We start from the raw sequence: 21,991 nt of genomic DNA on the forward strand, positions 1-21,991 counted from the left end.
CCCACTAACGACGCCGGATATATGGTCGCAAACCGTATCGAACCAGTACTTGTAACACCCGGGGCGTCCATATATGGGGTCTACTTTTATGGTCAGCGGATATCCCCACCGTCTTATGAGGTGTTCTCCGCCTTCAGGAGGGATGATTGTCGGGACTGATATCTGTATATTTTTGCGAGACATCGAAGAAGTGGTGTCCTGTTTTGATAACGTACCTTTAATATTCATATGCTTATTATCCCCTTCACAAAAAGATTTATTATGTACCATTTGGTCCCTAAATATGTATGGATCTGCCAGAGATAAGAAAAATCCAATATCACTTTTCTATATAAGTAATTGATATACTGTGAATTCACATGCCTGAAGTTATAACCTGTCTTATCGCTCCTAATTTTGTATCTTTCCCCCCTTAATTCTGTATCATTCGGTTCCAAATTGGTCAAGCATTTTTGTGAATTTATTATTTATACAGATATCGATATTTTTATCTTACACAATTTAATAGCATATTTATCAATGTATTAAGTCTGACTCGTTAAAGGGGCAGTTGAATGTTTTTTTCGTTCACTAAAGCTTGATAAAACTGCCGCCAGTGCGAGTGTCCCCCCAATGATGAGGCAAGCGATGATAAAGGCTCGGCTTATCGTTTCTGGTGAAGGAACTTGACCGGCCACAGTGAAGAACACTCCACCGATTAGGGCAACCGCCAGTGCTCCGCTTATTTGCAGGGTGGAGTTAACTAACCCAGCGGCTAAACCTGACCAACGGTTATCAACGTGCTCAACCACATTGCGAATCAAGGAGGGCATCGCAATGCCTTGTCCAAAGCCAATGATAAAAAGGGGAAGAGGAAACCAATGTGGTTGCTCCAGGATGACCAGCAAAGCAACAAGAAGCATGCCGATAACCTCCAATGCCATCCCTAGTGAAGTTGTATAATTTTTGAAGAATTTAATAAAATAAGGATTTGCCAAAGGCCCCAGCAAAAAACCGGCCCCGAGCGGAAGAATGGCGACGCCAACACGCAGTGGGCTCAAGCCCAGACCAATTTGCTGGTAAACAGCAAAAAATAGGAAGAATGGCGCGATGGAATAGAAGAACAGGGTTGCCCATAGGCCGCTCTTAATGCCTGGTGCGGAGAATATGGCGGGTACAACTAAGGGATCTGTTCCTTTTCTGACAACTCTTTTTTCATATTGCCAAAATAGAATCAATGTGGGGAGAGCCAATATCAATAAACTGATTGACCAGAGAGGCCATCCTTTTTCGCGGCCTTCCACTAAAGGAAAAACCAGGGCAGTTAGCGCGACGGCCAGCAGCAGCATACCACCGGGATCAAGTTTTGCGGGATGGCTGCTGCGGGTTTCTTGCAATAGCCACCAGGCAGCAGGTACGGCTACCGCTACGATCGGCAGATTAAGCAGGAAAATATTTCGCCAGCCCAGACCAAACGGGTCAGTAGTGACAAGCACACCGCCGAGTACTTGCCCAATAACCGAAGCTAACCCAAAGGTAGCGCCATAAAATCCAAGCGCGCGGTTTTTTTGCTCGGCCGGAAAAATGGCGTGGATCAAAGCCAATGATTGAGGTGCCATAACCGCTGCCGCGGCACCTTGCAGTACACGCCCAGCTATTAAGACAGTGGGTGACCAAGCCAAGCCACAGAGAGCTGAAGAGGCGGCAAAACAAACCATGCCAATCATAAACACCTGTCTTCTCCCGTATAAGTCCCCGAGGCGACCGCCGGTTATCAAAAATACCGCATAGCTTGCCGCGTAGCAGGAGACCACTAACTGTGACATTGAACCCGTTGTCTTCATGTCTTCCTGTATGGAGGGGAGTGCGACGTTAACAATAAAAAAATCCATTGGCGGCAGCAGTGTCCCGGTCAATAAGATCAGGAGAGCCCACCATTGCGCTCGATTATTATTTTTTGTCTTATCTTTCATTACTTTCTCTCTCATTATAAAAGAACATTATAAAAGAAGATAATAGGAACCATTTGGTCCATAATTGATTAGCAAAATTACTGTAGTTTTAACAGTGCGATATCTACTATTCTATCCATCGATAGCTCCGTGGCCCCGGTTTTACCCACCACTCGCATGCCTTCAATGAGACATAGCAAAAACTTGCCAAGCTCTTCGGCATCCTGACTGGCAGAAATTTCCCCCAATGCTTGACCTCGACGTATTGTATCAGTCAAGTACATCCGTATGCGTGTGAACATGTGTTCTACCCGGATCGTTACTTCTTTATCTGCGGGCAAACATTCCATCGCGGCAGCGGTAATAGGGCAACCCGCAAGCCCTTCAGCCCCTGTAGAGACACGTGCGTAATGCAATAGTGCATTACGCAATGCGTCTATACTGGATGCTTTATCAAGGTCTTTTTTTAGGCGGGACAGGCCATTCTCTGTATAGAGCTCAAGCACAGATAAAAAAAGGGAATGTTTATCACCGAACGCCTTGTAAAGGCTACCGCGAGAAAGACCAGTGCCGTCCAAAAGATCTGAAAGCGATGCTGCCGCAAATCCATGAGCTTTAAACACCTGTAAAGCCTTCTCTGTGGCTTCGGTGAGGTCAAATTCTCTTGGGCGGCCCGGGCCGGGTTGAATAGTTGTTTTCATCTGCAAATTATAGACCATTTGATTCCCTATTATCAAGTGCGCGATCGCTGTGCCGGATAATTCTGTATCAAAGTAAAACCAGCGGAATAGAACAATCGTAAGACAGTATGACTTTCCGTGAGAGAGGTGCTGGCCTGGCGTGAAGTATTTAACGCGGGTTAACATCACTGCCAGAGCCACATGGATGGGCATAAGCCGCACCCCGGCATTTCCCTCACGGAGGCCAGCATGAACAACAATAGCACGTTGTTTGTCGGATTAGAGGTCCACTTGCGACCTGAAAGTCGCTTGAGTTTCTGTTTCACTGGAGAAAGTATGACCTGATGAAACCGGTTGTTCCATCAACCGTTACCTACCCGGACATGCTGATCGGCAACAGCTCGGTGTGAAGCTCTGGGGACAACGTTGCCGCCGGGGTAATGGTCTAATCAAACAGGACACTTTGTTAGAGATATACTAAGTAACACTAACGAGGTGAGAATGCGAAGAAAAACGTTTACCCATGAGTTCAAACAGGAATGCGTCAATCTTGTTCTTCAGCACAAGTACCCGGTGACCCAGGCTGCTGAAACGATGAATATCGGCCTTTCAACATTACAACGCCGTAACGGGCAAGCACGTCCGTTCAGACAGCTGAATAGCCAGCCAGCTTTTTCCCGACCCGCTGTTACCCATGATTAGCACACGTTGTAAATCCTCACGCATTGCTCATTTCTTCGTATTGGCTAGGTTGGAGAAACAATTATACATAAATCTCAAGGCTGGTATTCATGTTCGACTGAATGAGGGTCAATACGAAAAATGCCAAATGAGAGTGATACGGCGTGATGGGGGGTCGCATATAGAATTACTTACTTTCTTTGTTTATTACTTTCTTTCTTAATTTCTTTTGTTTAAAATATCGACATACACCCAGCGGAGGATTGACCATGCGCCCTGTAACCTTTACACCCGAAGACATCATCGACGCCGGCAAGGCGCTGCAGGCCGAAGGCCGGCCCATCACCGGCTTTGCCCTGCGCAAAAAAGTGGGCGGTGGTGACCAGGCCCGTTTGCGTAAGGTCTGGGACGACTACCAGGCAGGACAATTGATGGTGATGCAAGAGCCGGTGGCCGAATTGCCGGTAGAAGTGGCGGAAGAGGTCAAGGCGGTATCGAGCGCGCTGGCCGAGCGCATTGGCCAACTGGCCGTCGAGCTCAATGATAAAGCGGTCAAGGCGGCGGAACGGCGGGTGGCCGAGATCACCCGCGCTGCCGGCGAACAGACCGCCCAGGCCGAGCGTGAGCTGGCCGATGCCGCATCGATGGTGAACGAGCTGGAAAGCGACCTGGACGCGCTGCGCGACACCCACGCGGCGACCGCACAGCAGTTGGCGGAAACTCAGGCGTTAAAACATCAGTTGGAAATCGATTTAGCCCAGGTTAAAGAGCGACTGGCGGCGGCGAAAACTCGCCTGGTCAACGCGGAACAGGGCGCCCAGTTGGCTGCCGAACAGCATAACAGGCAACAGGCTGAATGGCAGGATCGAGTGAACGAGCTGAAAACCCGCTTGGACGACCGCGAAAGATCCGCCGCGGCCGCCGCTGAGCACCAGTTACAGACGGTGAGCGACGCCCTTGAGGCTCGCGACACTGCGCGCCAAGACGCCAGCACGGAGCGGGAAGAAAAAGCCGCGTTGCTGGGCGAACTGAAAGCCATGAAGGAGCAGAACGCTGCGCTGGCCGAGCTGTTGGCCAGCCGCGACGGGTCGCCCGGTGCGGCCTCACAAGTTAAAGGCAAAAAGGCCAACTAATTCCAAACCGGATATGGGGAGTCGTGGGTGTCTATCACATGACGAAATGCCAGTATAGATGGTTATCTGTCTAGGCTGGTGATAGTCGCACTCGGACCTGAATAATTCCACGGCATGGCTCAACCAGAGAGGGCGCACCTGCCTGGTGTCGTGTACAGCATGAATGTCGGTCGGCACCTGTTCACTCTGCGCTGCCTCTGTCTTTCATGGGAGGAGGCATTGCAGACCGCGCAAATCCTGAAAAACCACGGATTAAAAGCAAGGGAGGCAGGTGACATGTGGATGACCGATAAAAATATGGCCGAAAGACCCATAGATGTTGGACATTGAGGATATGACTGCTGTGGTTCAGGCGATCCTGGCGCGCCCACAATAAATGACATTAAAACTGTCTAGCGAAAAGTGTGTGTGAAGGTCAGCCAGGCGTCGGCCACGATAATTGACGTAAGCATCTCACCGATAGCGGTTGAAAAATTTTGCCCGAAATTGCTTCGCTTCCGCTTGACCACGTCCCTATCGGTGAATAGCCAGCCTAGACAAACCAGCTCTACCACCAGGCATATGGCAAAGCCGGCTGCTTAGAAAAGAGTGGGCGTGACGGTTTTCAATTATCGGTTTTATCTTGGGCAATATCGGTGATGGAATGTTTTGTTAATAGATCCTCAATAGCTTCATCCAGGAGCCGGCTTTTTGGGATGCGAGTTTTCTTTGCTAACGCATTAAAAAGAGGTACCAAGTGGTTATCAAGGGAAGAAGTGAATCGCGTCCTGTTCTTCAAAAATGGCTCAGCCATAGCGCTACCGTGTTATCCATAAATTGAGACAGGTAGTGTAAAGGGCCGTAAGTTTAAATATAGTGGTTGAAAATAGTGTCTATATAGTGCTTATATAGTTAAGCACCACGATAATAGAAACGGTTACTCAATGTTCGTTACACCAGGGAACGGGTCACGCTCCGGGGTAAAACCCGGGAAGCGTGACCCATCTTTATTGGCCCCGGCCATCTTGGCCCCGGCCATCTTGGCCGGGCGTCGTAGCAAACGTCTTCCGTTGACATCAGTGGTTAAAGGGCTTTACAACTCGGGCCAGCGCGCGTAATTTTTATCGGCGAAAAAAAATACTATTCGGCATTCAGTCCCTTTGGGGCAACACCTGCACCGTTTACTGATCACGTTACCCAGCAACCCGCAGGACAGGTATGATGGAAAACTTTATTCCGCTTTCCCCGCAGGGCCAGCAGCGCATCGCCGCCGATATGGCGGCGTTCCATGCCATGTGCCTCAAGCGAGATGGCGCATCCGCGCAGAAAGTCAGCGAGCTTGAGCTGGCGCAACCCCCCGCTATGCGGATGTACTTCCGCCACCGGTTGAACTATTGGCAGCAGCTTTACCGCGCGGCTTTTTCTGTCTGAACATTTATAAAAAGGCTTACATTCATGTCACCACAGAATGATGTCACGCTTATCCGGAGCATGGTGTTAAATATCATCCAGCGCGAGAATGCCCAGCGTCACCCCACACTTGTCGTCCACACATCCCGACTCTGGCTGGCCCTCCTGATGTGGGCCGGCAGCACGCTGATGGTGGGGATGGTATTGTCCCGGCTTTGCCCCGGTTTAGGGCAGATGATAGCTCTCGGCGCCCTTGTCGGGGGGCTCGTCTGGGGGGCATTCACGCTGATCGGCTCGCCCTTCGTCACGCGCAACGGGCTGTATCATCTGCCCGATAATATTCCCGTCCTGCCCGTCACCGGCGCTGATCTGATTGCCCTGAGTCAGACCAGCGACGCGTTGCAGAGCGCGGTTAAAGTGTTTGTCGTGGAGCATAAGGACATTGGCTATGATGCGTTATATCGGCTGGCCCGGGATCTCCATCACCAGGCACAGTACCGCAAAGCCTTACGGCGCCGTCTAATAGCCCGCTATCAATCGCCCAATTTCGTGGCGCGTCACCCAACGTCCGGTCGACCTCCACTCCGACCTGCCAATACCGAAGAGTTTTGCGCGTCCCGCGTCGCAGCAGCATCCCAACCGGCACGGTTTACACATGAATTTCGTAAGCGATGAGACGATGAGATTGCCCCCACAAGTAACCCATTTCGCCTGGTGCAGTCTGGTCGCGGTCGCGCTGGCCAGGCTAGATGGTCGGATAGGTGCTGACACAGCCGAACAGGCGTTTCTCCTGCGATGGCTCCAGCAGGCTCAGCGTGAAAAGCGATTTTCACGCGATGTAGCCCCGGTGATTCTGGCATTAATTCGACTTGGCCAAGTCAAAACATCTTCAACCCGGCTGAAGCATTGCCTACAGTATTATTGGGAATTGGGCGCTGGCCTACTGTCGCAGCATAGCGATATGTATCGTTTGCACTGCGCACTGACGCTGCTGCAATTGGACGGTTGGCAGAACGCTTTTGCTGCCTCGCAGAAGAAGGGGGAGGGGCGCACGGCAAGTTTTCCCAAGGGGAAAGGGGTGTTGGTGGATGCTAAGGCTATGCGCAGCGTATTTGATGAACAAGGACACCAACGAGAACCATTGGTGTTGGAAATTGAGGGGACGACCGCTGCGGTTCAGGCCATCCTGGGACACTGCGGTTTTCATTGCTCTCTTTCAAATGCCATCCCTCAGCAGTTGATCATTGCGCCGGATGCATAAGCGTCTATTATGCAAGCGCGTAAAGGTGATCAATGCTTTACTTTGGCCAAATCGACATCCGACTATCCGATAGCTTGTCAAACGGCTTCTACTGTCATAATACGCATAGTCCTAGCTACTTTTAACTGTGTCTTTGTGCTATTCCTTCTTTCTCAGCCGATCTGGTTAACGATCTTAAGGGCAAGCAGCTTGAATTTTTGGACGAGGCTGAAGCAGAACGCACACTGAGCCAGATAAATTACTACCATTTCAAAATCTACCTTCATCCCCTATCAGATCCAGCCAGCCCTAGCGGTAAACATTACAGGAAACATGAATATTTTGAGTATGGCGTTGAGCTTTACCGGTTTGACGAAAAGTTCCGGGTGCTGCTGTTAGGCGTGATTGCACGGCTGGTGGTGAAGCTGAGAGACAGGCTCGATCATGCTTTGTCGGCCCATTCAAACAATCCGTTTTGGTATCTCGACGACACTTTTTTTTCACAGGGCGGGCAGGTTCTGCTTATATAGTGTCAATAACGGTTTAAAACTGATCCACTGGGGGTGCGGACGAAAACTTGGACTATTTTGGAGGAAGTCCATGTATTCATACGAAGATCGCATTCGAGCGGTTAGGCTCTACATCAGACTCGGAAAACGTACCGCAGCTACTCTTCGTCAGTTGGGTTACCCGACAAAGAATGCACTTAAAAGCTGGTATCGAGAATATGAACAATCTCATCATTTACCGACGTGCTATTTGCGTTCGCGGCTGCAATACACGACCGAACAGAAGAAGGTAGCCGTGGACCACTACTTGACCTATGGTTGCAGCCTGGTTGGCACCCGTAGAGCTCTTGGGTACCCCTGCAGCGAAGTACTCCGGGGTTGGATTGACGAGCTGCACCCCGGTAGACACCGGATGTTGACGAGTGCTAAAAAGCATGGCACCGACTTCGAGCTTGACCAGAAACGCCAGGCTGTCAGAGATCTGTGTATGCGCGGTGCCAGCGCACGGGAGATCGCGCAAAACATTGGTGTCAGCCGACAGGTGTTGTATAAATGGAAGGATGAATTGCTCGGTGGTGAGGCATATCAAAACATGCGCAAACGCAACGAGTCCCCTCCAGAAGATGAACGTGACGCTCTGCTCGATGAGGTCGCTAAGCTTAAACAGCAGATACGCCGTTTACAACTGGAGCGCGACATCCTTACGAAAGCCGGCGAACTCATAAAAAAAGGCCTGGGCATCAGCGCTCTGACCCTGACAAACAGGGAGAAGACTAAGGTCGTTGATGCCCTGAAAGAGGGTTACCCACTGGCGGAACTGCTCGATGTCATACAGCTTGCACGCAGCTGCTACTTTTATCACAAAGCAGGCCTGCACCTGAGCGATAAATACGCGGATACTCGCGCCATCATGACAGAAATCTTCCATAGAAATTATCGCTGCTACGGTTACCGCCGTATCCATGCCATGCTGCGTCAGAACGAGACGCCCATCTCAGAAAAGGTCGTGCGCAGGCTGATGGCAGAGGAGCAACTCGTTGTCAGTCGGTCCCGTCGTCGCCGTTACAGTTCCTACTGCGGTGAAATAGGCCCCGCACCCGAAAATTTGCTCGCCAGAAATTTTAATGCTAGCTCTCCAAACGAAAAGTGGCTGACGGATATCACGGAGTTCCAGCTTCCTGCAGGGAAGGTCTGGCTATCGCCCGTGGTCGACTGCTTTGACGGCAAAGTGGTGAGTTGGTCGATCGGAACACGGCCTAATGCGCAGTTGGCCAATACCATGCTTGATGGAGCCATCAGCACACTGACTGGTGATGACAGGCCGATCATACACAGCGACAGAGGCGGACATTACCGCTGGCCTGGCTGGCTTAAACGTATCCAGGTATCGGGACTGGTCCGCTCAATGTCACGTAAGGGATGTTCTCCCGATAATGCCGCCTGCGAAGGCTTCTTCGGACGACTTAAGAATGAAATGTACTATGGTCGTGACTGGTCCGGGATCACGCTGGAAGGTTTTATGAACAACGTGGACACCTACATCCGGTGGTATAACGAAAGACGTATCAAACGGAGGTGCGGACCAAAACTTGGACTATTCTCCACTGACAACGACAACAGTTCTACTGTGTCGTAACAACCAAATACATCACCACAATTGTGAGGTATATCTCATTTCGGCTTCAGCCTCAGGGCCGAGGTGCTTTCATCGACGGTAAGACTATTTGCCAACTAAGCGCGATGACAGCAATCACGGCGATGATCGCGCCGACCGGTGCAAGGGAGGATAAACCCCAGGCGTTGATGGCCACACCGCCGATCCCTGAACCGAACACGACGCCAGCGTTGAAGGCGGCAATGTTCATCCCCGAGGCCACATCCATCGCCTGGGGCTGATAACGCCCAGCGAGCATCAGGATACGGGACTGAAGCGGGGGAATGGCTCCATAGGTGGACAGGCCCAAGAGTGCGACCAGGCCGATCATCGCCACGGGTTGGTGAAGCGCGAAGGCCATCATAAACAGCGACAGCACGATCCCGACGAGCTGGATGACTGATGCGCGGTCCATGCCCTGACTATCCGTCAAGCGACCACCCAGTATGTTGCCAAATGCAGCCCCTACCCCATAGGCAAAAAGCGCTACGCTCGCGGTTTCTACGCTGACTTGCGTGACCTGTAACAACATCGGTGAAACGAACGTATAGAGCGCGAATGAGCCGGTATAGGAAAGCATCGGGATGCTTGCCCCGGTGAGTAGCCGTCGGTCCAGAAGGACGCCGAGATCGCGCAGGCCAGCACTCTTCGTTGCGGGCTCACCCGATCCGGTCGGCATCAAAGCGACAATACCGAGGCTACCGAGTAGACCACAGGCCGCGATGACAAGGAAAATCATCTGCCAGTGGAGGATGGATCCAAGCCAGGCGCCGACCGGAACGCCGAGCGACATAGCCACCGTGACACCGCCAAAGACCAGGGCAAGAGCCGAGCCCGCGCGCTGCGGTGCGACCAGCCTTGTCGCCACGCTCGACGCGACGGCAAAGAAAACCCCGTGGGCGAGGCCCGACAGCAACCGGGCGAAGAGCAACGGTGGCAAGCTATCGGAGAAGGCCGCGATCACATTGCCAACGCTAAACACCAGCATGGCGACGAGGATCAGGTGCTTGCGTGACCAGCGGGCGGCAAGCGCGGTCAGGATTGGCGCCCCAATGACGACGCCGGCCGCATAGGTTGTGACGGTGAGACCTATGCGGGTGACGTCAAGATGCAGATCATTGGCGATCGCGGAGACAAGGCCGATGGTGATGAACTCGGTAAAGCCTACAGCAAAGGCGCACAGCGAGAAGACGTAGATGACAGCAGGCATGCCCAACCCTTTTCAGTAAAGCCTACCGTCTGCTTACGATACCTCAGATCCGGGCAGGCAAAATTGTTGTGGCTGTCATCTTGCGCTTTGCCATACTCGCCAGAAAGTATCATAGTAGGAGAATACTGATGACATTTTGGAAGAAATGAGCTTTCGCAATCTCGATGATCTCGTGGTGTTTGTTCGTGTGACCGAATGCGGTAGTTTTTCAGCCGCCGCACGTGCGATGGACCTCGCCCCGACCACAGTTAGCAAGCAGATCGCCCGGCTGGAAAGGCAGCTTGGCACGACCCTGTTTGAGCGCAATACGCGCCGGCTGAAGATAACTGAAGAAGGCCGCGCCATCGTCGAGCGCGCGCGCGCCGCGCTTATTCTTCTGGATGAAGCCACTGAGATCGCGCGGGCCGGATCTGACGAACTGACAGGTACGATCCGCGTGACGGCACCCGTCCCCTTCGGCAGTCGCTATGTGGCGACGGCGACAGCCGCCTTTCGCAAATTGCATCCAAAAGTCGGCTTCGAACTGCACCTGACCGACCGAATTGTGGACCTCTACACAGGCGATATCGATGTGGCCATCCGCGTAGCGAAGCTGGCCGACTCCCGGCTGATCGCACGGCATCTGGCTAACAATCGCCGCATCTTGGTTGCAGCGCCCGACTATCTCGAACAGCATGCCCCCCCGATACAGCCAGGCGATCTGGTAGACCACACCTGCCTGCTGTTTTCCTATCCGGGATTGGGCCGGAACAGTTGGACTCTTCGCAAAGGTCGTGAGGTTCACGAGGTCGTGATATCAAGCAATCTTGCCACCGACAGTGGTGATACGTTGCGGACCTGGTGTATCGCCGGGCTTGGCGTGTCGCTGCGGGAACTCTGGGATGTGGCTGATGAACTGCGAGCCGGGCGGCTCGTCCATATTTTGCCCGGCTGGGAGGAAGAAACCAGCCCTATCAGCTTCGTGCGACCGAAGCGTGACCCCATCCCTAAGCGTATTAGCACCTTCGGTGATTTCCTTGCTGAGCTCTGGCGCGTCCCCCCATGGGAAGCTTGAAGTCCCCACTGTCGCAAAAATGCTAATACATGAAACACGCCTGAACACGCACAAATCCCTTTCGGGCCGGGTCCTGCCATACCTGTCGCTACCGATGTAATTATGACCCTACCAATGTAAATCTGACCCACCTGGGGTAACAATGGCAGCTTTAAGAAGCTGCCCATGCTGACATTGGAGTTACGAGTGGAGATCGCAGTTCTTTTACGTCAGGGCATGTCTATACGCGGCATTGCTCGCCAGCTTTCCTGTTCCCGGCAGACCGTCCGCCGCTATATCCGTATGCAGGGGTCCCCTGCCAGGGCCAGCTATAAGACCAGGGCGCCGAGGCCCGGCAAGCTTGACCCGTATAAGCCTTATATTCTTGAACGTGTGTACGCCGCCAGACCGCATTGGATCCCGGGCAGCGTCATGCTCAGTGAGATACAACTTCGGGGATATTCCGGGGGCTACAGTATGCTCACCGCCTTTTTGCTTCACCTTAAGCAACAACCGGTTGACCCGGTGGTCCGTTTTGAGATCCAGCCAGGCGAGCAGATGCAGGTTGATTTCACCGTGATAAGACAAGGCCGTCACCCGTTGTTGGCTTTTGTTGCCACCCTTGGCTGGAGCCGGGTAACCTTTGTCCGTTTCTACTCCTGCCAGGACACCGCCGCATGGTGTGATGGCATTGAGCAGGCGCTGCGCGCCTTTGGCGGAACGCCACAGCACCTGCTTTTTGACAACGCCAAGACCATTATTCTTGAACGCGATGTCTATGGTGCATGTTTCGCCCCATTCCGATCACCGATTACCGGCAAGTTTAAGCATGGTTGCCGCTCCTTGCGTTGTTGTTGAATTGTGCCAATGGTAAACTCTGACAGTACTGTTAGAGTCAAGGGCGAAAATGAAGATCGGAGAACTTTCATCGCGAATCGGCGTCAGCGTCAGCGTCAGGATGCTGCGCTACTATGAGCAGGAAGGCTTACTCAATCCACCTCGATCTGAATCTGGCTATCGTTACTATGGGTTCGAAGACGTAGAAAGGATCAACGGTATCGCCTTGCTCAATGGGTCTGGTCTCACACTGGCCGCCATTCGGAGTTTGCTGGCCTGCGTACCGTCAGGATCAACACCTGCACCTTTGTGCCATGCGCTGAAATCGAGGATCAGGGAACAGCTTGAACAGATCGATCGGCAGGTTGAATCCTTCAATAAGAGCCGCCTGCTTCGCTAGCGCTTGAGGAGATCTTGATTTAGGCTGTGTCCCTCAATAGGTCTAGCTTCCGGTTTCCTTAGTCGCCGGGTCAGTTATCTTTTGTTTTTCTAAAATAAAATAACAAAGCCGATGGTCATATGTGGTCAGAACCGACTCAAAAGAAACGGGCTTATAGCCCCTCTTGAGATACATACCACAGGCAGGTAAAGATGCATCCAGTCTGATTTCGTTACTGTAACCGAACACCAGCGTCTCAAGCTTGTCCATCATGTAACTACCCAGTCTTTTACCCTGAAATAATGGTAAAACAAACAGCCTACATATTTCATTATCTTTGATGCTCCCTGTGGCGACTGCTTTTCCTTGAGCGGTGAGAATATAAACCCCTCCAGCATCAACGGCATCCCTGATACTGTCAGTAGAATGATAATTCAAAAAAAATTCAACCACGCCATCTGGATAATATTTCGGATAAGTAGAGGTTATGGTTTCCCTAACAATTTCTGCAATGGTGTCAACATCCTTTCTTTCAGCCATGTAAAACATCGAACCAGTCCCTCTCGTTTTTGCATTTTCTGATAGCTTTCACCGGGTACAGGTCGGGTAAGAACGCCCATACGCCGAGCGTACTCACCAAGCGGCAGTGCGGATGACTGTTCCCCCGCTGTAAACGGCGATGAGTAGGCTGTATCCCTCAAGTATATAATTGTCTGAAAAACAGTCGAATACAATCAACTTTAACTATCGATCGATAGTTTTTACCGCTTTGAGTTCATGGATGAGTGCGTCTAATATCGCCGCAGCCGCCGCTCTTTGTTCCAAGGGACGAACAGGAACCAGATTCGACGCCAGGTAATTCCGGCTGAGGGTGCCAGGGTTAATGCCAGCCCACTGATAAGAACAATGCTACATCTCAAGAAAATGACCTGTATAGCTGAGAATCCATACGATATTACCAACACTTAAGATATTAAATATCCAATGACATAAAGAAGATCTGATAGCACCACCAAAAAAATCGCCAAAACCTGGGAGCCATGACGTTCAACAGATAAATCCGCAAACTTGACCATTCTTTACCTCAAAAAAGGGTCATTTAACACGTTGTATAATATTCACCTTACAGTGCCGGATATAGCCACGATTTTTTGTAACAGACAATTCGGCTACGGCATTATCCCAATAGTTTCCGCAACGGCACACATTAGGGATCTCGGTTTGATTATCAGTGAAAAAGTTGGCCCCCATGCGGTTTGATATACAAAAATATTGTCAGATAATGACGCTTAGTCACATGCTATATTCGCTCCGGTCAGAATAGCAGCGACCGGGCCGGGGCATAACATTGGGCTCTCTGGCGTATGTGACAAAATACCGGCCAGGGATACCGCGCCGGAAGGCTCCAGGATAAGCCCGGCATATTTAAGCGCATAACGTGTTGCCACGGCTATCTGCGCCTCCTCAACCAAGATCATTTCGTCTACCACATCGCGCATATCTTCCAACGCCTGCGCTACCGGCACGCGTACCGCCAGGCCGTCGGCCTGGGTATTTACCGCCCCGCCGATCACTATCCGATGAGTCAACCAGCTTTGGTACATGGCGTCAGCGCCGCGCGGACACACGCCGATAATGCGGATATCCGGCGCCGATGCCTTGATCCAGCGCGCCATACCGCCAATCAACGCACCGTTGCCGACCGGGATATAGATTGCACGGAACGGAACGCCGGCTGACAACAGCTCCAGAGCGATAGTACCGGCCCCTTCGCTCACTTCCGGCTCCAGGCCGTCTTCGATAAACCAGCCGCCGATGCTGCCGCAATATCGTTGGCCCTGTTCCTTGGCGCTATCAAAATCAGCGCCTACCTGCCTGATATCGGCACCGTAGGCGGCAATGGCCTCAATTTTCAGCGGGTTGGCATTTTGCGCGGCAAACACCGTCAGCGGCAGGCTGGCCTTATGGCAATAGTACGCCAGCGCCAGCCCCCAATTGCCCGCGCTGGCGCAGACCAGCGGACGCGATTCGCCGCGGGCGAGCGCGGCGGCGATAGCCAGGCCCGCGCCACGCCCTTTAAAACAGCGCAGCGGATTAAGCGTTTCCACTTTGAGCCATACGGCGCGCCCGAGTTGAGCCGATAACTGGGGACATTCGTACTGCGGCGTATTAAGGAATACCGGGTCGATGGCATCGGGCGCCTGGCGAATATGGTCCAGGCTAAGCCGGTGCGCGGGCCGCTGTCCGTCGATCAGGGCCGATCGTTCGGCTATGGGTCGGATGGCATCGGCACCTATCGCCCGGTCGGTCATCAAGATGCCGTCGAGGTGATCGATTTCATGTTGGATCAGTTCCGACATATCCGGCGGCAGCTTATCCCAATGATGCAAGAAACCCTGTTCGTCTTGCCATACCACGCTGATGCTCAAATGACGCAGCACCCTGACGACCGCCTCCGGTACGCTCAGGCAATCATCCCAGACGTCCTGCATAGCGTCACTGCGCCATAAAATACAGGGGTTAATCATAGCAAAAGGCCGGGCGCCCAGATGCAGCACGATAATCCGCAGCGGAATATCCACCTGCGGTGCGGCCATCGCCCGGCCAAAACCAGCCCTTAGGCGAAAATCCGCCAGCGTGGCCTGCAAATCGCCGGTAATCCGCCGCAGTTCGGAATCGAAATTAATGACCGGACCGGCAATGCCATGCAATCCCGGCGCGTCGTCGGTGATAATGGTGAGCACTCTGGACATCTTTTCCCCCTCCGCCGTTAGTGTTAATGTAGTTTAACGGCGTTACAGCGCCTGGTGACGTCATATTCAAGCGCTATTTTGCGGACTAACGGATAAATGAACGGTAAAAACGCGGCTAAGCCGCAGCAGAGCCACAGCATAACCGCTATAGATGAATTCGACCGCCGTATCCTGGCGCGGTATCAGCGTGATACACGCCATATCGCACAACTTATCGGTGAAGAGGTCGGTCTGTCGGCGGCTGCGGTGCAAAGGCGGCTTAAACGGATGCGCGAAAGCGGCATCATCGAGCGGGAAACCGCCACGCTGGACGCTCGCGTCCTCGGCTTTCCGGTAACTTGTCTGGTGGGTATCGATTTGTTTGAAGAACGCAACGCACAGATCAACACGTTTAAACAAGCGATGCTTAAGCAAGCACAGGTCCAACAGTGTTATTACGTCACCGGAGAATATGACTTTATCTTGACCGTGGTTTGCCGCGACCTGCAGGATTACGAACGCTTCACCCAAGAGGTAATTATGGCCGATTCGAACGTGCGCAGTTTCACTACCTGGGTAGTGATGGACAAAGTAAAATTCGGCACAGCCCTCCCCCTCGCACCGGACCAGGTCGCGCCGTTCTGACCGGTATCAGGGCATGCACATTCCCACTGGCCCTTCGCGATAATAGCCGCTATCAACACGGCAAATTTTTTTACCAACCGTGCGTGCAGTATCCAGTTAAGATTATGAATCGCTAATTTTACTGTTATCGCCATAATAAATGGGGCAATGCGTTATATTTTTCTTTGAATTTTTTGAAGAAAAACGTCAGGTTCTCATAACCGACCTCGGAAAATATTTCATAAACCGGCATGGAGGTAATGGAAGATATTGTTTTGGGTGAAGGTGCGGGTAGTATTACAATTTTAGCAACATGACACCTGCAATGATCACCATCAAGCCACTGGTTTGTAATTTGCTGAGGCGCTCTCCTAGTATGAAAAAGCCTAATAGGGCTGTTACTCCGCTCGCCAGTGAACTTAGCACCGTGACTATCGCGACATGTCCTAATTTTGCGCCATAGGCTAAAGAGAAAAATCCGACTAAGCTGAAGAAACTTATTGCGAAAATTAATGACAAAATGGATATTGGAGGTGCTGAAAATTCCTTTTTTACCAGCAAATAGCTCGATAAAATAACCACTGCAGTACAATAATAGACCCATAGGGCATTAATTACCCCAAACGCATGCACGGCAAATTCACCCTGAAGCCAGAATCCTGCGCCAAACATTATTGAAGAAAGAAACGCAAAAATGACTGATGCTGAAGACTCCCGTTTACCATCGCTTGATTTTGGAATGCTGGTAAGGCAGGCACCGACCACACATAAACCCAGACTAAAAATAGTCAAAGATGTTAGAGAGTTACCGGACAGGAGGGAGAGAATCGTTGTTATCGCGCCATAGAGTGAGGCAATCGGGGCGACAATAGCGGCTTTGCCGATAGCCAAGGCTTTCAAAAGAAAGACCATTGCTAAGAGATTACAGACAGATGCGGCGATACATATCGACAAATTCTCAACGCTAAAACTAAACGGCTCATAAGAATACAGCGCGATAGCTGAGAGAAGCAGCAGACCGAAAATTTGGCTAAAAAATAGTGACTTTGAAACACCGATCTTGCGCGCTGCCGAGCCCGCCAGAAAATCCGTACTACCCCAGCAAATCGCTGAAAGTAACCCCATTAAGATAGACATTTTCGCTCCCAGGCATCTTAATTACCTAATTAATGAAATATAATGGTCAGAATAATCTTTACTTTAATAGATTACTGCTAGCCTGCCTGTCCAGTGTTCTCCCGTCTTGAGAGCGGACGATCACAAAAGAAACTCCCTCACGACATCCTTGGCCCCAGCATAAGTGTCCCCTGGCTTTGCTATTTGCAGAATGCCTGCGATGACGCCTTCAGGATCCCTGACATGACCGGTAAGATTGATGCGCGCTTTTTCCACAATTTCCTCCTCGTGCATCGGCCGAAGGGCGCCGCCAAGCGGCACAAACAATGTTTGCTCCACCCGAATGCCAGCAAGATTGAAGACGATGACGCGTGCGCCGGGCTGGCGGTCTGCACCGCGCATACGTTCATCCAGCATCGGGTCCACCGCGACCTGGACTTTTGCCGCCAACTCCCGCAGGCGCGGAGAATGCAGGTATTCCACCTCATACCAAGCCGCGCCGCGGGTCAGGCCCATGGCAGCGGCCGCCAGCGTGTATGGCAAACTGAACTGGGCATCGGTCGGATTGTCCGGCGCATAGTCCATGAAATCATCGGCTAATCGTGCGGGAGCATGCACCTCGATGCGGGCAATCTCCCCCGGCGTCCAGCCGGTGTCCTGCATAATAGTGTCTATACACTCCAGCGCGCACGCCAGCCAGCGGCAGGCCGGATAGCGCTTGAAGCTGCCGTAGCCGATATACCAATGGATTCCCAGCCCGTCAACCAGGATCTCCGGCGCAAAACGATCTGACCCCACCATCCGCCAATAACCTTGCGGACCATCCAGCACATCCCTACTCCCCTCAAACCCCAATCGGGCCATGATGGCGGCCTGCACCCCCGCTTGCGCCGCCGGCGCGACGGCATCCTTAAGCGAAGCGATAGGACGGTCCTGCCAATTGTATTTATGAAGGCTGGGCACACAGGTCAGAGTCGCGGCCAGACCAATGGCCTTATGCATGGTGGGTTCATCGAAACGGCACAGCCGGCCATACACCACAGCTGCGCCGATGGCCTGGTGCTGGGCGACGCCATAGACCTGGGCAAAACGCTCCGCACTCGGCTGCAACGCATGGATAAGGCGATTATTCACTTCAAAACCGGCGGCCAGCGCCGCCAGCACATCAGCCCGGTCGATAGAGTGTGGCTGCTGATCCATCGCCGCCATCGCCGCCGCCATCAGCGTTGCGCCGGGATGCCCCAGGCCTTTTCCTTCAATTTCGACGCCGTCATCATGGTCGAGGGCATTGATGATAAAGGCATTGGCGAAAGCCGCCGCCGCCGGGGTATGCCCCCGGGCGTCGCCAAATACCAGGCAGGGTCCGGTCCCGCCGAGCGCCAGCGCGGCAGACCGTGCCCGCTGCGCCATGGTGGTGCGGCTGGCGGCCCAGCCGCAGCCGATGGCGTCAAGCATATGCAGTTGCAGCTTGTGCAGCATAGCTTGCGGCACGTCCGTAATAGCCAGATGGGTCGCGAAACGAACCAGGGTACGGGTCAATGTCATGGAGTAAAATCTCTGTTCAGCGTTTAAAGTAACGGGCCTGGATACGCCGTTCCACATAGCTGGCCAGCACAGAGAGCGGCAGTATAGTGACGACAAAAAACAGGGCGACAAAGGTCAGCGTTTCCAAAGGCCGGAAAGTCGCGGTGCTCAGACGTTGGCCCTGATAAAGCAACTCTCCTACCGCGATGTAGCTGCCAAGGACCGAGTTTTTTACCGACATGACACATTGACCGACAAAGGCGGGCAGGATGCGCAGGAAACCAATGGGCGCGGTAATACGCACGAGGACTTTGAAAGGGGTCATCCCTACCGCAAGCCCCGCTTCCGCTAATCCGGGGTCCACCGACTGCAAACCCGATCGGAAAATCTCGGCGAAAAAGACGCTGCCATACAGCGCCAGGGCCAACACACAGGTCCAGTAGGAGGACAACGTCAAGCCCGTCAATATCGGCAGGCAGTAGTAGGCCCACACCACCAGCACCAGCGGCGGTATGGAGCGCACCACTTCGATCAGTGCTTGCGCCGGTAGGCGCACCAGCCGAGATGTCGCGGCGCGCAAGGGGGCCAGCACCAGCCCGACGAGGATGCCCAGCGTGACCGATAAAGCCAGCACCCGGATCGTCATAAGAATGCCGTCGGCCAGCACCCCCCGATAGTCAAGCAATACCCCAAAATCCCATTGATAAGCAGGCATAGTCAGTTTCTCTCGGGCATGGGACCGGACGAGGCAAGAAAACGGCGGATCGCCGTGTCAGGAGGACGTTGCAATAGCGCCGCGGGCGTTCCCTGATCAACAATCCGGCCTTGGTCAAGAAACAGAATGCGATGGCAGACCCGCAACGCAAACCGCATTTCATGTGTCACCACCAGCATGGTGGTGCCGGAACCGGCCAAATCGGTCATAACCGACAGCACTTCACCGACCAGTTCAGGATCCAGGGCGGACGTCGGTTCGTCGAACAGAATCAGGCGCGGTTGCATGGCCAGCGCACGGGCGATGGACACCCGTTGCTGCTGGCCACCGGACAAGGTCACCGGATAGGCATGGGCCTTTGACGCCAAACCTATCCGTGTCAGGATCGCCATGGCTTGCGCGATGGCGAGGTCACGGGGCACACCGCGCACCGAAATGGGCCCCTCAGTGACATTTTGCAGCACCGTACGGTGCGGCCAGAGATTAAAATGCTGAAACACCATCGACATTGCGGCACGTTGCCGGGCCAACGTCCCTGCGCGCGCGGGATGACGTTTGGTTCCCTGGAATCCTATTTCTTCGTCAGCCAGCCAAATCCGGCCCGTATCGGGGTGCTCAAGCCGGTTGAGGCAGCGCAACAGGGTCGATTTACCCGAACCGCTACGTCCGATCAACCCGATGACTTCGGCGGTATGGACCTGGAAAGAAATGTCGCTCAGTACCGGCCGCCCGGCAAAAGACTTGCCCAGGGATTTAACTCTCAGCAACGGCGGCAGTAAAGACTCGCTCATGGTTTCGTTGCCTGGACGATATATTTGCTCCAGATACGGTCGAGCGTGCCGTCGTTCTGCAGGCTGTCAAGCCGCTGGTCCAGCCATTCACGTAACGCAGCCCGATCTTTGCGCAAACCGATATTAGTAGGTTGCTCCTGTACCGGCGTGGGAATAATCATGGTCCCGCGGCCGCGTTTGGCGATGTATTGCGACATTTGAATGTCGTTGGTGAGTAGAACATTGGCCCGGCCGCTCTCCAATTCGAGTTGCATGGCATCGCTGGTCGGCACAATGATCCACTGCGTATTCAGCAACTTGGGCTGCAGCAATGTGACCGCCGCCGAACCGTCGATGGCCGCGAGTTTGACGGAAGCAACGTTAATCTGGTCCCAGGTGGCATACTTATCGGCCTGGTTTTCGAGGGTCAGGACGCCAATCTTGTGCGCGCCCATCGGCCGCGTAAAGTCGATGGCTTTTGCCCGCTCCGGCGTGTTGTTAAACCCGCCCAGCAGATCAAAACGATCGGACTGCAAACCGGCCACCGCCGTTCCCCACTGGGTATCGATATATTCGATTTTTACGCCGGTGGATTGAAACAAGGCCTGGGCGATATCGGGAACCAGACCGGTCCATTCATTGGTGCGCAGATCCTTCTGGTACCAGGGCGGTGCATTGACGGCGCCGATACGCACGACCTTGCCGCCTAAAATATCCTGCAGGCTGGCGGCGGCGCACATCGAAGTCAGGCCAAACATCACGCCCAAGGCTAAAGTAGAAGCGGCCACCCACTGTGTCATTCGAAATTTCATGTTATGCTCCAAAAAGAATAATTGTGGCCAGTTTATAACCCAATAGGCATTCACCAAAATGCATAATTCATATAAGAATATTCACTTATGGCAATGAGTTCAAAACAGCTTGATGTTTTCGTCAAGGTGGTACAGCTTGGATCGGTGACCGCGGCCGCCCAGGCGCTCGGTATGTCGCAGCCTTCGGTAAGCAAAAGCCTAGCGTTGGTCGAGCAGCAGATCGGTTTCACGTTGTTCGAGCGCGCCAATGGAAAAATGGTGCCTACACCCGAGGCCGAACAGGTGTTTGAAGAGGCCATGCGCATGCAGGAGGGCATGGCCCGCTTTGAACGTTTCCTTGACCATGTACGGCGCTACCGTTTCGGTCAGTTGCGTATCTGTGCCACCCCCGCCCTGGCGATTAACATTCTGCCGCTGGCCGCCGCCATGTTCCGGCAAGAATTTCCCGATTACGGCCTGGTGCTCGACATGTGTCTAAACAACGACATCGAGAACGCCGTCGGGCAGGGGCAGTACGACCTGGGATTTATCATTCAGCCGGAGGAGAGTTCAACACCGGTGGGCAACCTGGTTTGCCGTGGCGAGATAGTGTGCGTTATGCCGCAAACGCACCCCTTGGCGGCGCAGGCGGCAGTGACCTGGGACGATATCGATCCCCGCGAGTTGATCTACATCACCACCGACCCGCGCCTGATTGCCATGATGTCCGCCGCTATTCCCGGTTTTCGCGAACGTCCGGTATCCGCGCTGGAGACCAACCGGTATACGATGGCGGTGAATCTGGTGCGCCAGGGGGCCGGATTGACGCTGGTAGATGAATTTACTCTGTCAGGCACGAATATTGATGGCCTGTCAATCAAGCCATTCATACCTAAGCTCCCCATAGCCATTACGGCCATTACCGCCGGGCGCAGCGTTGCGGCACAACCCACCGAGCGGTTTATTAAGGCGATGCGAACGCTTATTGACACGCCTTCACGCAGGGAATGATCATAACGTTGATAATCAGGTTATGTAATTTC

22 protein-coding genes are annotated in these 21,991 nt (G+C 53.1%); 11 read left to right on the forward strand and 11 right to left on the reverse strand.

The genetic code is table 11. The annotated features are described in order from the left end of the window. Positions 1 to 524: 524 nt before the first annotated feature. Together HGO41_RS24065 and HGO41_RS24070 are read right to left on the reverse strand one after the other, a co-directional pair. A complete protein-coding gene (locus HGO41_RS24065) occupies positions 525 to 1,952 on the reverse strand; it encodes an MFS transporter (protein WP_250981541.1) in 1,428 nt (475 codons plus the stop codon). A gap of 77 nt (positions 1,953 to 2,029) precedes the next feature. After that, positions 2,030 to 2,824, reverse strand: coding sequence for a TetR/AcrR family transcriptional regulator (locus tag HGO41_RS24070; RefSeq protein WP_250981542.1), 795 nt, complete (start codon positions 2,822 to 2,824; stop codon positions 2,030 to 2,032). A 737-nt stretch (positions 2,825 to 3,561) separates the two neighbouring features. On the opposite strand from HGO41_RS24070, the gene HGO41_RS24075 reads away from it, so the two are divergent. Next, entirely contained in the window at positions 3,562 to 4,425 is an 864-nt protein-coding gene (locus HGO41_RS24075) for a DNA-binding protein (RefSeq protein ID WP_250981543.1), read from the forward strand. Between the two features lie 604 nt (positions 4,426 to 5,029). On the opposite strand, the gene HGO41_RS24080 is transcribed toward HGO41_RS24075, so the two are convergent. Further along, entirely contained in the window at positions 5,030 to 5,218 is a 189-nt protein-coding gene (locus HGO41_RS24080; protein ID WP_250981544.1) for a ribbon-helix-helix domain-containing protein, read from the reverse strand. A gap of 404 nt (positions 5,219 to 5,622) precedes the next feature. Here HGO41_RS24080 and HGO41_RS24085 point away from each other — a divergent pair, with 404 nt between their 5' ends. From HGO41_RS24085 to HGO41_RS24105, 5 genes are all read left to right on the forward strand, one after another. Next, a complete protein-coding gene (locus HGO41_RS24085; protein WP_250981545.1) occupies positions 5,623 to 5,835 on the forward strand; it encodes a hypothetical protein in 213 nt (70 codons plus the stop codon). Positions 5,836 to 5,859: 24 nt separating this feature from the next. Further along, positions 5,860 to 6,489 (forward strand): hypothetical protein, encoded by a 630-nt coding sequence (locus HGO41_RS24090; RefSeq protein ID WP_250981546.1) that lies wholly within the window; start codon positions 5,860 to 5,862, stop codon positions 6,487 to 6,489. Beyond that, entirely contained in the window at positions 6,470 to 7,075 is a 606-nt protein-coding gene (locus HGO41_RS24095; protein ID WP_250981547.1) for a DUF2913 family protein, read from the forward strand. The genes HGO41_RS24090 and HGO41_RS24095 overlap by 20 nt, the downstream gene beginning before the upstream one ends. 197 nt (positions 7,076 to 7,272) lie before the next feature. Next, positions 7,273 to 7,584, forward strand: coding sequence for an Abi family protein (locus HGO41_RS24100; protein ID WP_250981548.1), 312 nt, complete (start codon positions 7,273 to 7,275; stop codon positions 7,582 to 7,584). Between the two features lie 70 nt (positions 7,585 to 7,654). Beyond that, complete coding sequence (locus tag HGO41_RS24105) at positions 7,655 to 9,199, forward strand: IS3 family transposase (RefSeq protein WP_250981549.1); 1,545 nt, start codon at positions 7,655 to 7,657, stop codon at positions 9,197 to 9,199. 52 nt (positions 9,200 to 9,251) lie between these two features. Here HGO41_RS24105 and HGO41_RS24110 read toward each other — a convergent pair whose 3' ends face one another. Next, complete coding sequence (locus HGO41_RS24110) at positions 9,252 to 10,427, reverse strand: MFS transporter (protein ID WP_250981550.1); 1,176 nt, start codon at positions 10,425 to 10,427, stop codon at positions 9,252 to 9,254. Between the two features lie 145 nt (positions 10,428 to 10,572). Between HGO41_RS24110 and HGO41_RS24115 the strand changes: the two genes are divergently transcribed. The 3 genes from HGO41_RS24115 (at position 10,573) to HGO41_RS24125 (ending at position 12,697) form a co-directional block, all read left to right on the forward strand. Beyond that, the gene (locus HGO41_RS24115) at positions 10,573 to 11,481 is read left to right on the forward strand and encodes a LysR family transcriptional regulator (protein ID WP_250981568.1); all 909 of its coding nucleotides are present in this window, start codon (positions 10,573 to 10,575) and stop codon (positions 11,479 to 11,481) included. Between the two features lie 165 nt (positions 11,482 to 11,646). Beyond that, positions 11,647 to 12,318 carry an IS21 family transposase gene (istA, locus tag HGO41_RS24120; RefSeq protein ID WP_250981551.1) on the forward strand — a complete coding sequence of 224 codons (672 nt, stop codon included), beginning with the start codon at positions 11,647 to 11,649 and terminating at the stop codon, positions 12,316 to 12,318. 49 nt (positions 12,319 to 12,367) lie between these two features. Continuing rightward, the gene (locus HGO41_RS24125; RefSeq protein ID WP_250981552.1) at positions 12,368 to 12,697 is read left to right on the forward strand and encodes a MerR family transcriptional regulator; all 330 of its coding nucleotides are present in this window, start codon (positions 12,368 to 12,370) and stop codon (positions 12,695 to 12,697) included. Between the two features lie 42 nt (positions 12,698 to 12,739). Here the strand turns inward: HGO41_RS24125 and HGO41_RS24130 are convergent, their stop codons facing one another. Next, positions 12,740 to 13,225, reverse strand: a complete 486-nt coding sequence (locus HGO41_RS24130; RefSeq protein ID WP_250981553.1) for a GNAT family N-acetyltransferase — start codon at positions 13,223 to 13,225, stop codon at positions 12,740 to 12,742. Positions 13,226 to 13,965: 740 nt separating this feature from the next. Then, positions 13,966 to 15,429 carry a pyridoxal-phosphate dependent enzyme gene (locus HGO41_RS24135; RefSeq protein WP_250981554.1) on the reverse strand — a complete coding sequence of 488 codons (1,464 nt, stop codon included), beginning with the start codon at positions 15,427 to 15,429 and terminating at the stop codon, positions 13,966 to 13,968. Positions 15,430 to 15,525: 96 nt separating this feature from the next. On the opposite strand from HGO41_RS24135, the gene HGO41_RS24140 reads away from it, so the two are divergent. Next, on the forward strand, positions 15,526 to 16,053 hold the full coding sequence (locus HGO41_RS24140; RefSeq protein ID WP_250981555.1) for an Lrp/AsnC family transcriptional regulator: 528 nt from the start codon (positions 15,526 to 15,528) through the stop codon (positions 16,051 to 16,053). 276 nt (positions 16,054 to 16,329) lie between these two features. Here the strand turns inward: HGO41_RS24140 and HGO41_RS24145 are convergent, their stop codons facing one another. The 5 genes from HGO41_RS24145 to HGO41_RS24165 form a co-directional block, all read right to left on the reverse strand. Beyond that, positions 16,330 to 17,169 (reverse strand): DMT family transporter, encoded by an 840-nt coding sequence (locus HGO41_RS24145; protein WP_250981556.1) that lies wholly within the window; start codon positions 17,167 to 17,169, stop codon positions 16,330 to 16,332. 120 nt (positions 17,170 to 17,289) lie between these two features. Beyond that, the gene (locus HGO41_RS24150; RefSeq protein ID WP_250981557.1) at positions 17,290 to 18,693 is read right to left on the reverse strand and encodes an MmgE/PrpD family protein; all 1,404 of its coding nucleotides are present in this window, start codon (positions 18,691 to 18,693) and stop codon (positions 17,290 to 17,292) included. 16 nt (positions 18,694 to 18,709) lie between these two features. Then, positions 18,710 to 19,387, reverse strand: coding sequence for an amino acid ABC transporter permease (locus tag HGO41_RS24155; protein WP_250981558.1), 678 nt, complete (start codon positions 19,385 to 19,387; stop codon positions 18,710 to 18,712). A 2-nt stretch (positions 19,388 to 19,389) separates the two neighbouring features. Next, positions 19,390 to 20,178: an amino acid ABC transporter ATP-binding protein gene (locus HGO41_RS24160; RefSeq protein WP_250981559.1), complete on the reverse strand. Its 789-nt coding sequence runs from the start codon at positions 20,176 to 20,178 to the stop codon at positions 19,390 to 19,392. Continuing rightward, positions 20,175 to 20,969, reverse strand: coding sequence for a transporter substrate-binding domain-containing protein (locus HGO41_RS24165; protein ID WP_250981560.1), 795 nt, complete (start codon positions 20,967 to 20,969; stop codon positions 20,175 to 20,177). Before HGO41_RS24165 ends, HGO41_RS24160 begins: the two co-directional genes overlap by 4 nt. An 87-nt stretch (positions 20,970 to 21,056) precedes the next feature. On the opposite strand from HGO41_RS24165, the gene HGO41_RS24170 reads away from it, so the two are divergent. Then, a complete protein-coding gene (locus HGO41_RS24170; RefSeq protein WP_250981561.1) occupies positions 21,057 to 21,959 on the forward strand; it encodes a LysR family transcriptional regulator in 903 nt (300 codons plus the stop codon). Positions 21,960 to 21,991 lie beyond the last annotated feature (32 nt).

Origin of the sequence: Rahnella sp. CG8 (genome assembly GCF_023701875.1) — a bacterium.
GTDB classification, from domain to species: domain Bacteria; phylum Pseudomonadota; class Gammaproteobacteria; order Enterobacterales; family Enterobacteriaceae; genus Rahnella; species Rahnella aceris.

What these genes read in the sequence shown, in the direction of transcription:
- HGO41_RS24090 (WP_250981546.1), top strand. Translation starts at nt 5,860, where the DNA reads ATGTCACCACAGAATGATGTCACGCTTATCCGGAGCATGGTGTTAAAT.
- HGO41_RS24105 (WP_250981549.1), top strand. Translation starts at nt 7,655, where the DNA reads ATGTATTCATACGAAGATCGCATTCGAGCGGTTAGGCTCTACATCAGA.
- HGO41_RS24070 (WP_250981542.1), bottom strand. Translation starts at nt 2,824, where the DNA reads ATGCCCATCCATGTGGCTCTGGCAGTGATGTTAACCCGCGTTAAATAC.
- HGO41_RS24140 (WP_250981555.1), top strand. Translation starts at nt 15,526, where the DNA reads ATGAACGGTAAAAACGCGGCTAAGCCGCAGCAGAGCCACAGCATAACC.
- HGO41_RS24165 (WP_250981560.1), bottom strand. Translation starts at nt 20,969, where the DNA reads ATGAAATTTCGAATGACACAGTGGGTGGCCGCTTCTACTTTAGCCTTG.
- HGO41_RS24145 (WP_250981556.1), bottom strand. Translation starts at nt 17,169, where the DNA reads ATGTCTATCTTAATGGGGTTACTTTCAGCGATTTGCTGGGGTAGTACG.
- HGO41_RS24075 (WP_250981543.1), top strand. Translation starts at nt 3,562, where the DNA reads ATGCGCCCTGTAACCTTTACACCCGAAGACATCATCGACGCCGGCAAG.
- HGO41_RS24135 (WP_250981554.1), bottom strand. Translation starts at nt 15,429, where the DNA reads ATGTCCAGAGTGCTCACCATTATCACCGACGACGCGCCGGGATTGCAT.
- HGO41_RS24065 (WP_250981541.1), bottom strand. Translation starts at nt 1,952, where the DNA reads ATGAAAGATAAGACAAAAAATAATAATCGAGCGCAATGGTGGGCTCTC.
- HGO41_RS24085 (WP_250981545.1), top strand. Translation starts at nt 5,623, where the DNA reads ATGATGGAAAACTTTATTCCGCTTTCCCCGCAGGGCCAGCAGCGCATC.
- HGO41_RS24160 (WP_250981559.1), bottom strand. Translation starts at nt 20,178, where the DNA reads ATGAGCGAGTCTTTACTGCCGCCGTTGCTGAGAGTTAAATCCCTGGGC.
- istA (WP_250981551.1), top strand. Translation starts at nt 11,647, where the DNA reads ATGCTGACATTGGAGTTACGAGTGGAGATCGCAGTTCTTTTACGTCAG.
- HGO41_RS24115 (WP_250981568.1), top strand. Translation starts at nt 10,573, where the DNA reads ATGAGCTTTCGCAATCTCGATGATCTCGTGGTGTTTGTTCGTGTGACC.
- HGO41_RS24170 (WP_250981561.1), top strand. Translation starts at nt 21,057, where the DNA reads ATGGCAATGAGTTCAAAACAGCTTGATGTTTTCGTCAAGGTGGTACAG.
- HGO41_RS24110 (WP_250981550.1), bottom strand. Translation starts at nt 10,427, where the DNA reads ATGCCTGCTGTCATCTACGTCTTCTCGCTGTGCGCCTTTGCTGTAGGC.
- HGO41_RS24150 (WP_250981557.1), bottom strand. Translation starts at nt 18,693, where the DNA reads ATGACATTGACCCGTACCCTGGTTCGTTTCGCGACCCATCTGGCTATT.
- HGO41_RS24130 (WP_250981553.1), bottom strand. Translation starts at nt 13,225, where the DNA reads ATGTTTTACATGGCTGAAAGAAAGGATGTTGACACCATTGCAGAAATT.
- HGO41_RS24080 (WP_250981544.1), bottom strand. Translation starts at nt 5,218, where the DNA reads ATGGCTGAGCCATTTTTGAAGAACAGGACGCGATTCACTTCTTCCCTT.
- HGO41_RS24155 (WP_250981558.1), bottom strand. Translation starts at nt 19,387, where the DNA reads ATGCCTGCTTATCAATGGGATTTTGGGGTATTGCTTGACTATCGGGGG.
- HGO41_RS24125 (WP_250981552.1), top strand. Translation starts at nt 12,368, where the DNA reads ATGAAGATCGGAGAACTTTCATCGCGAATCGGCGTCAGCGTCAGCGTC.
- HGO41_RS24095 (WP_250981547.1), top strand. Translation starts at nt 6,470, where the DNA reads ATGAATTTCGTAAGCGATGAGACGATGAGATTGCCCCCACAAGTAACC.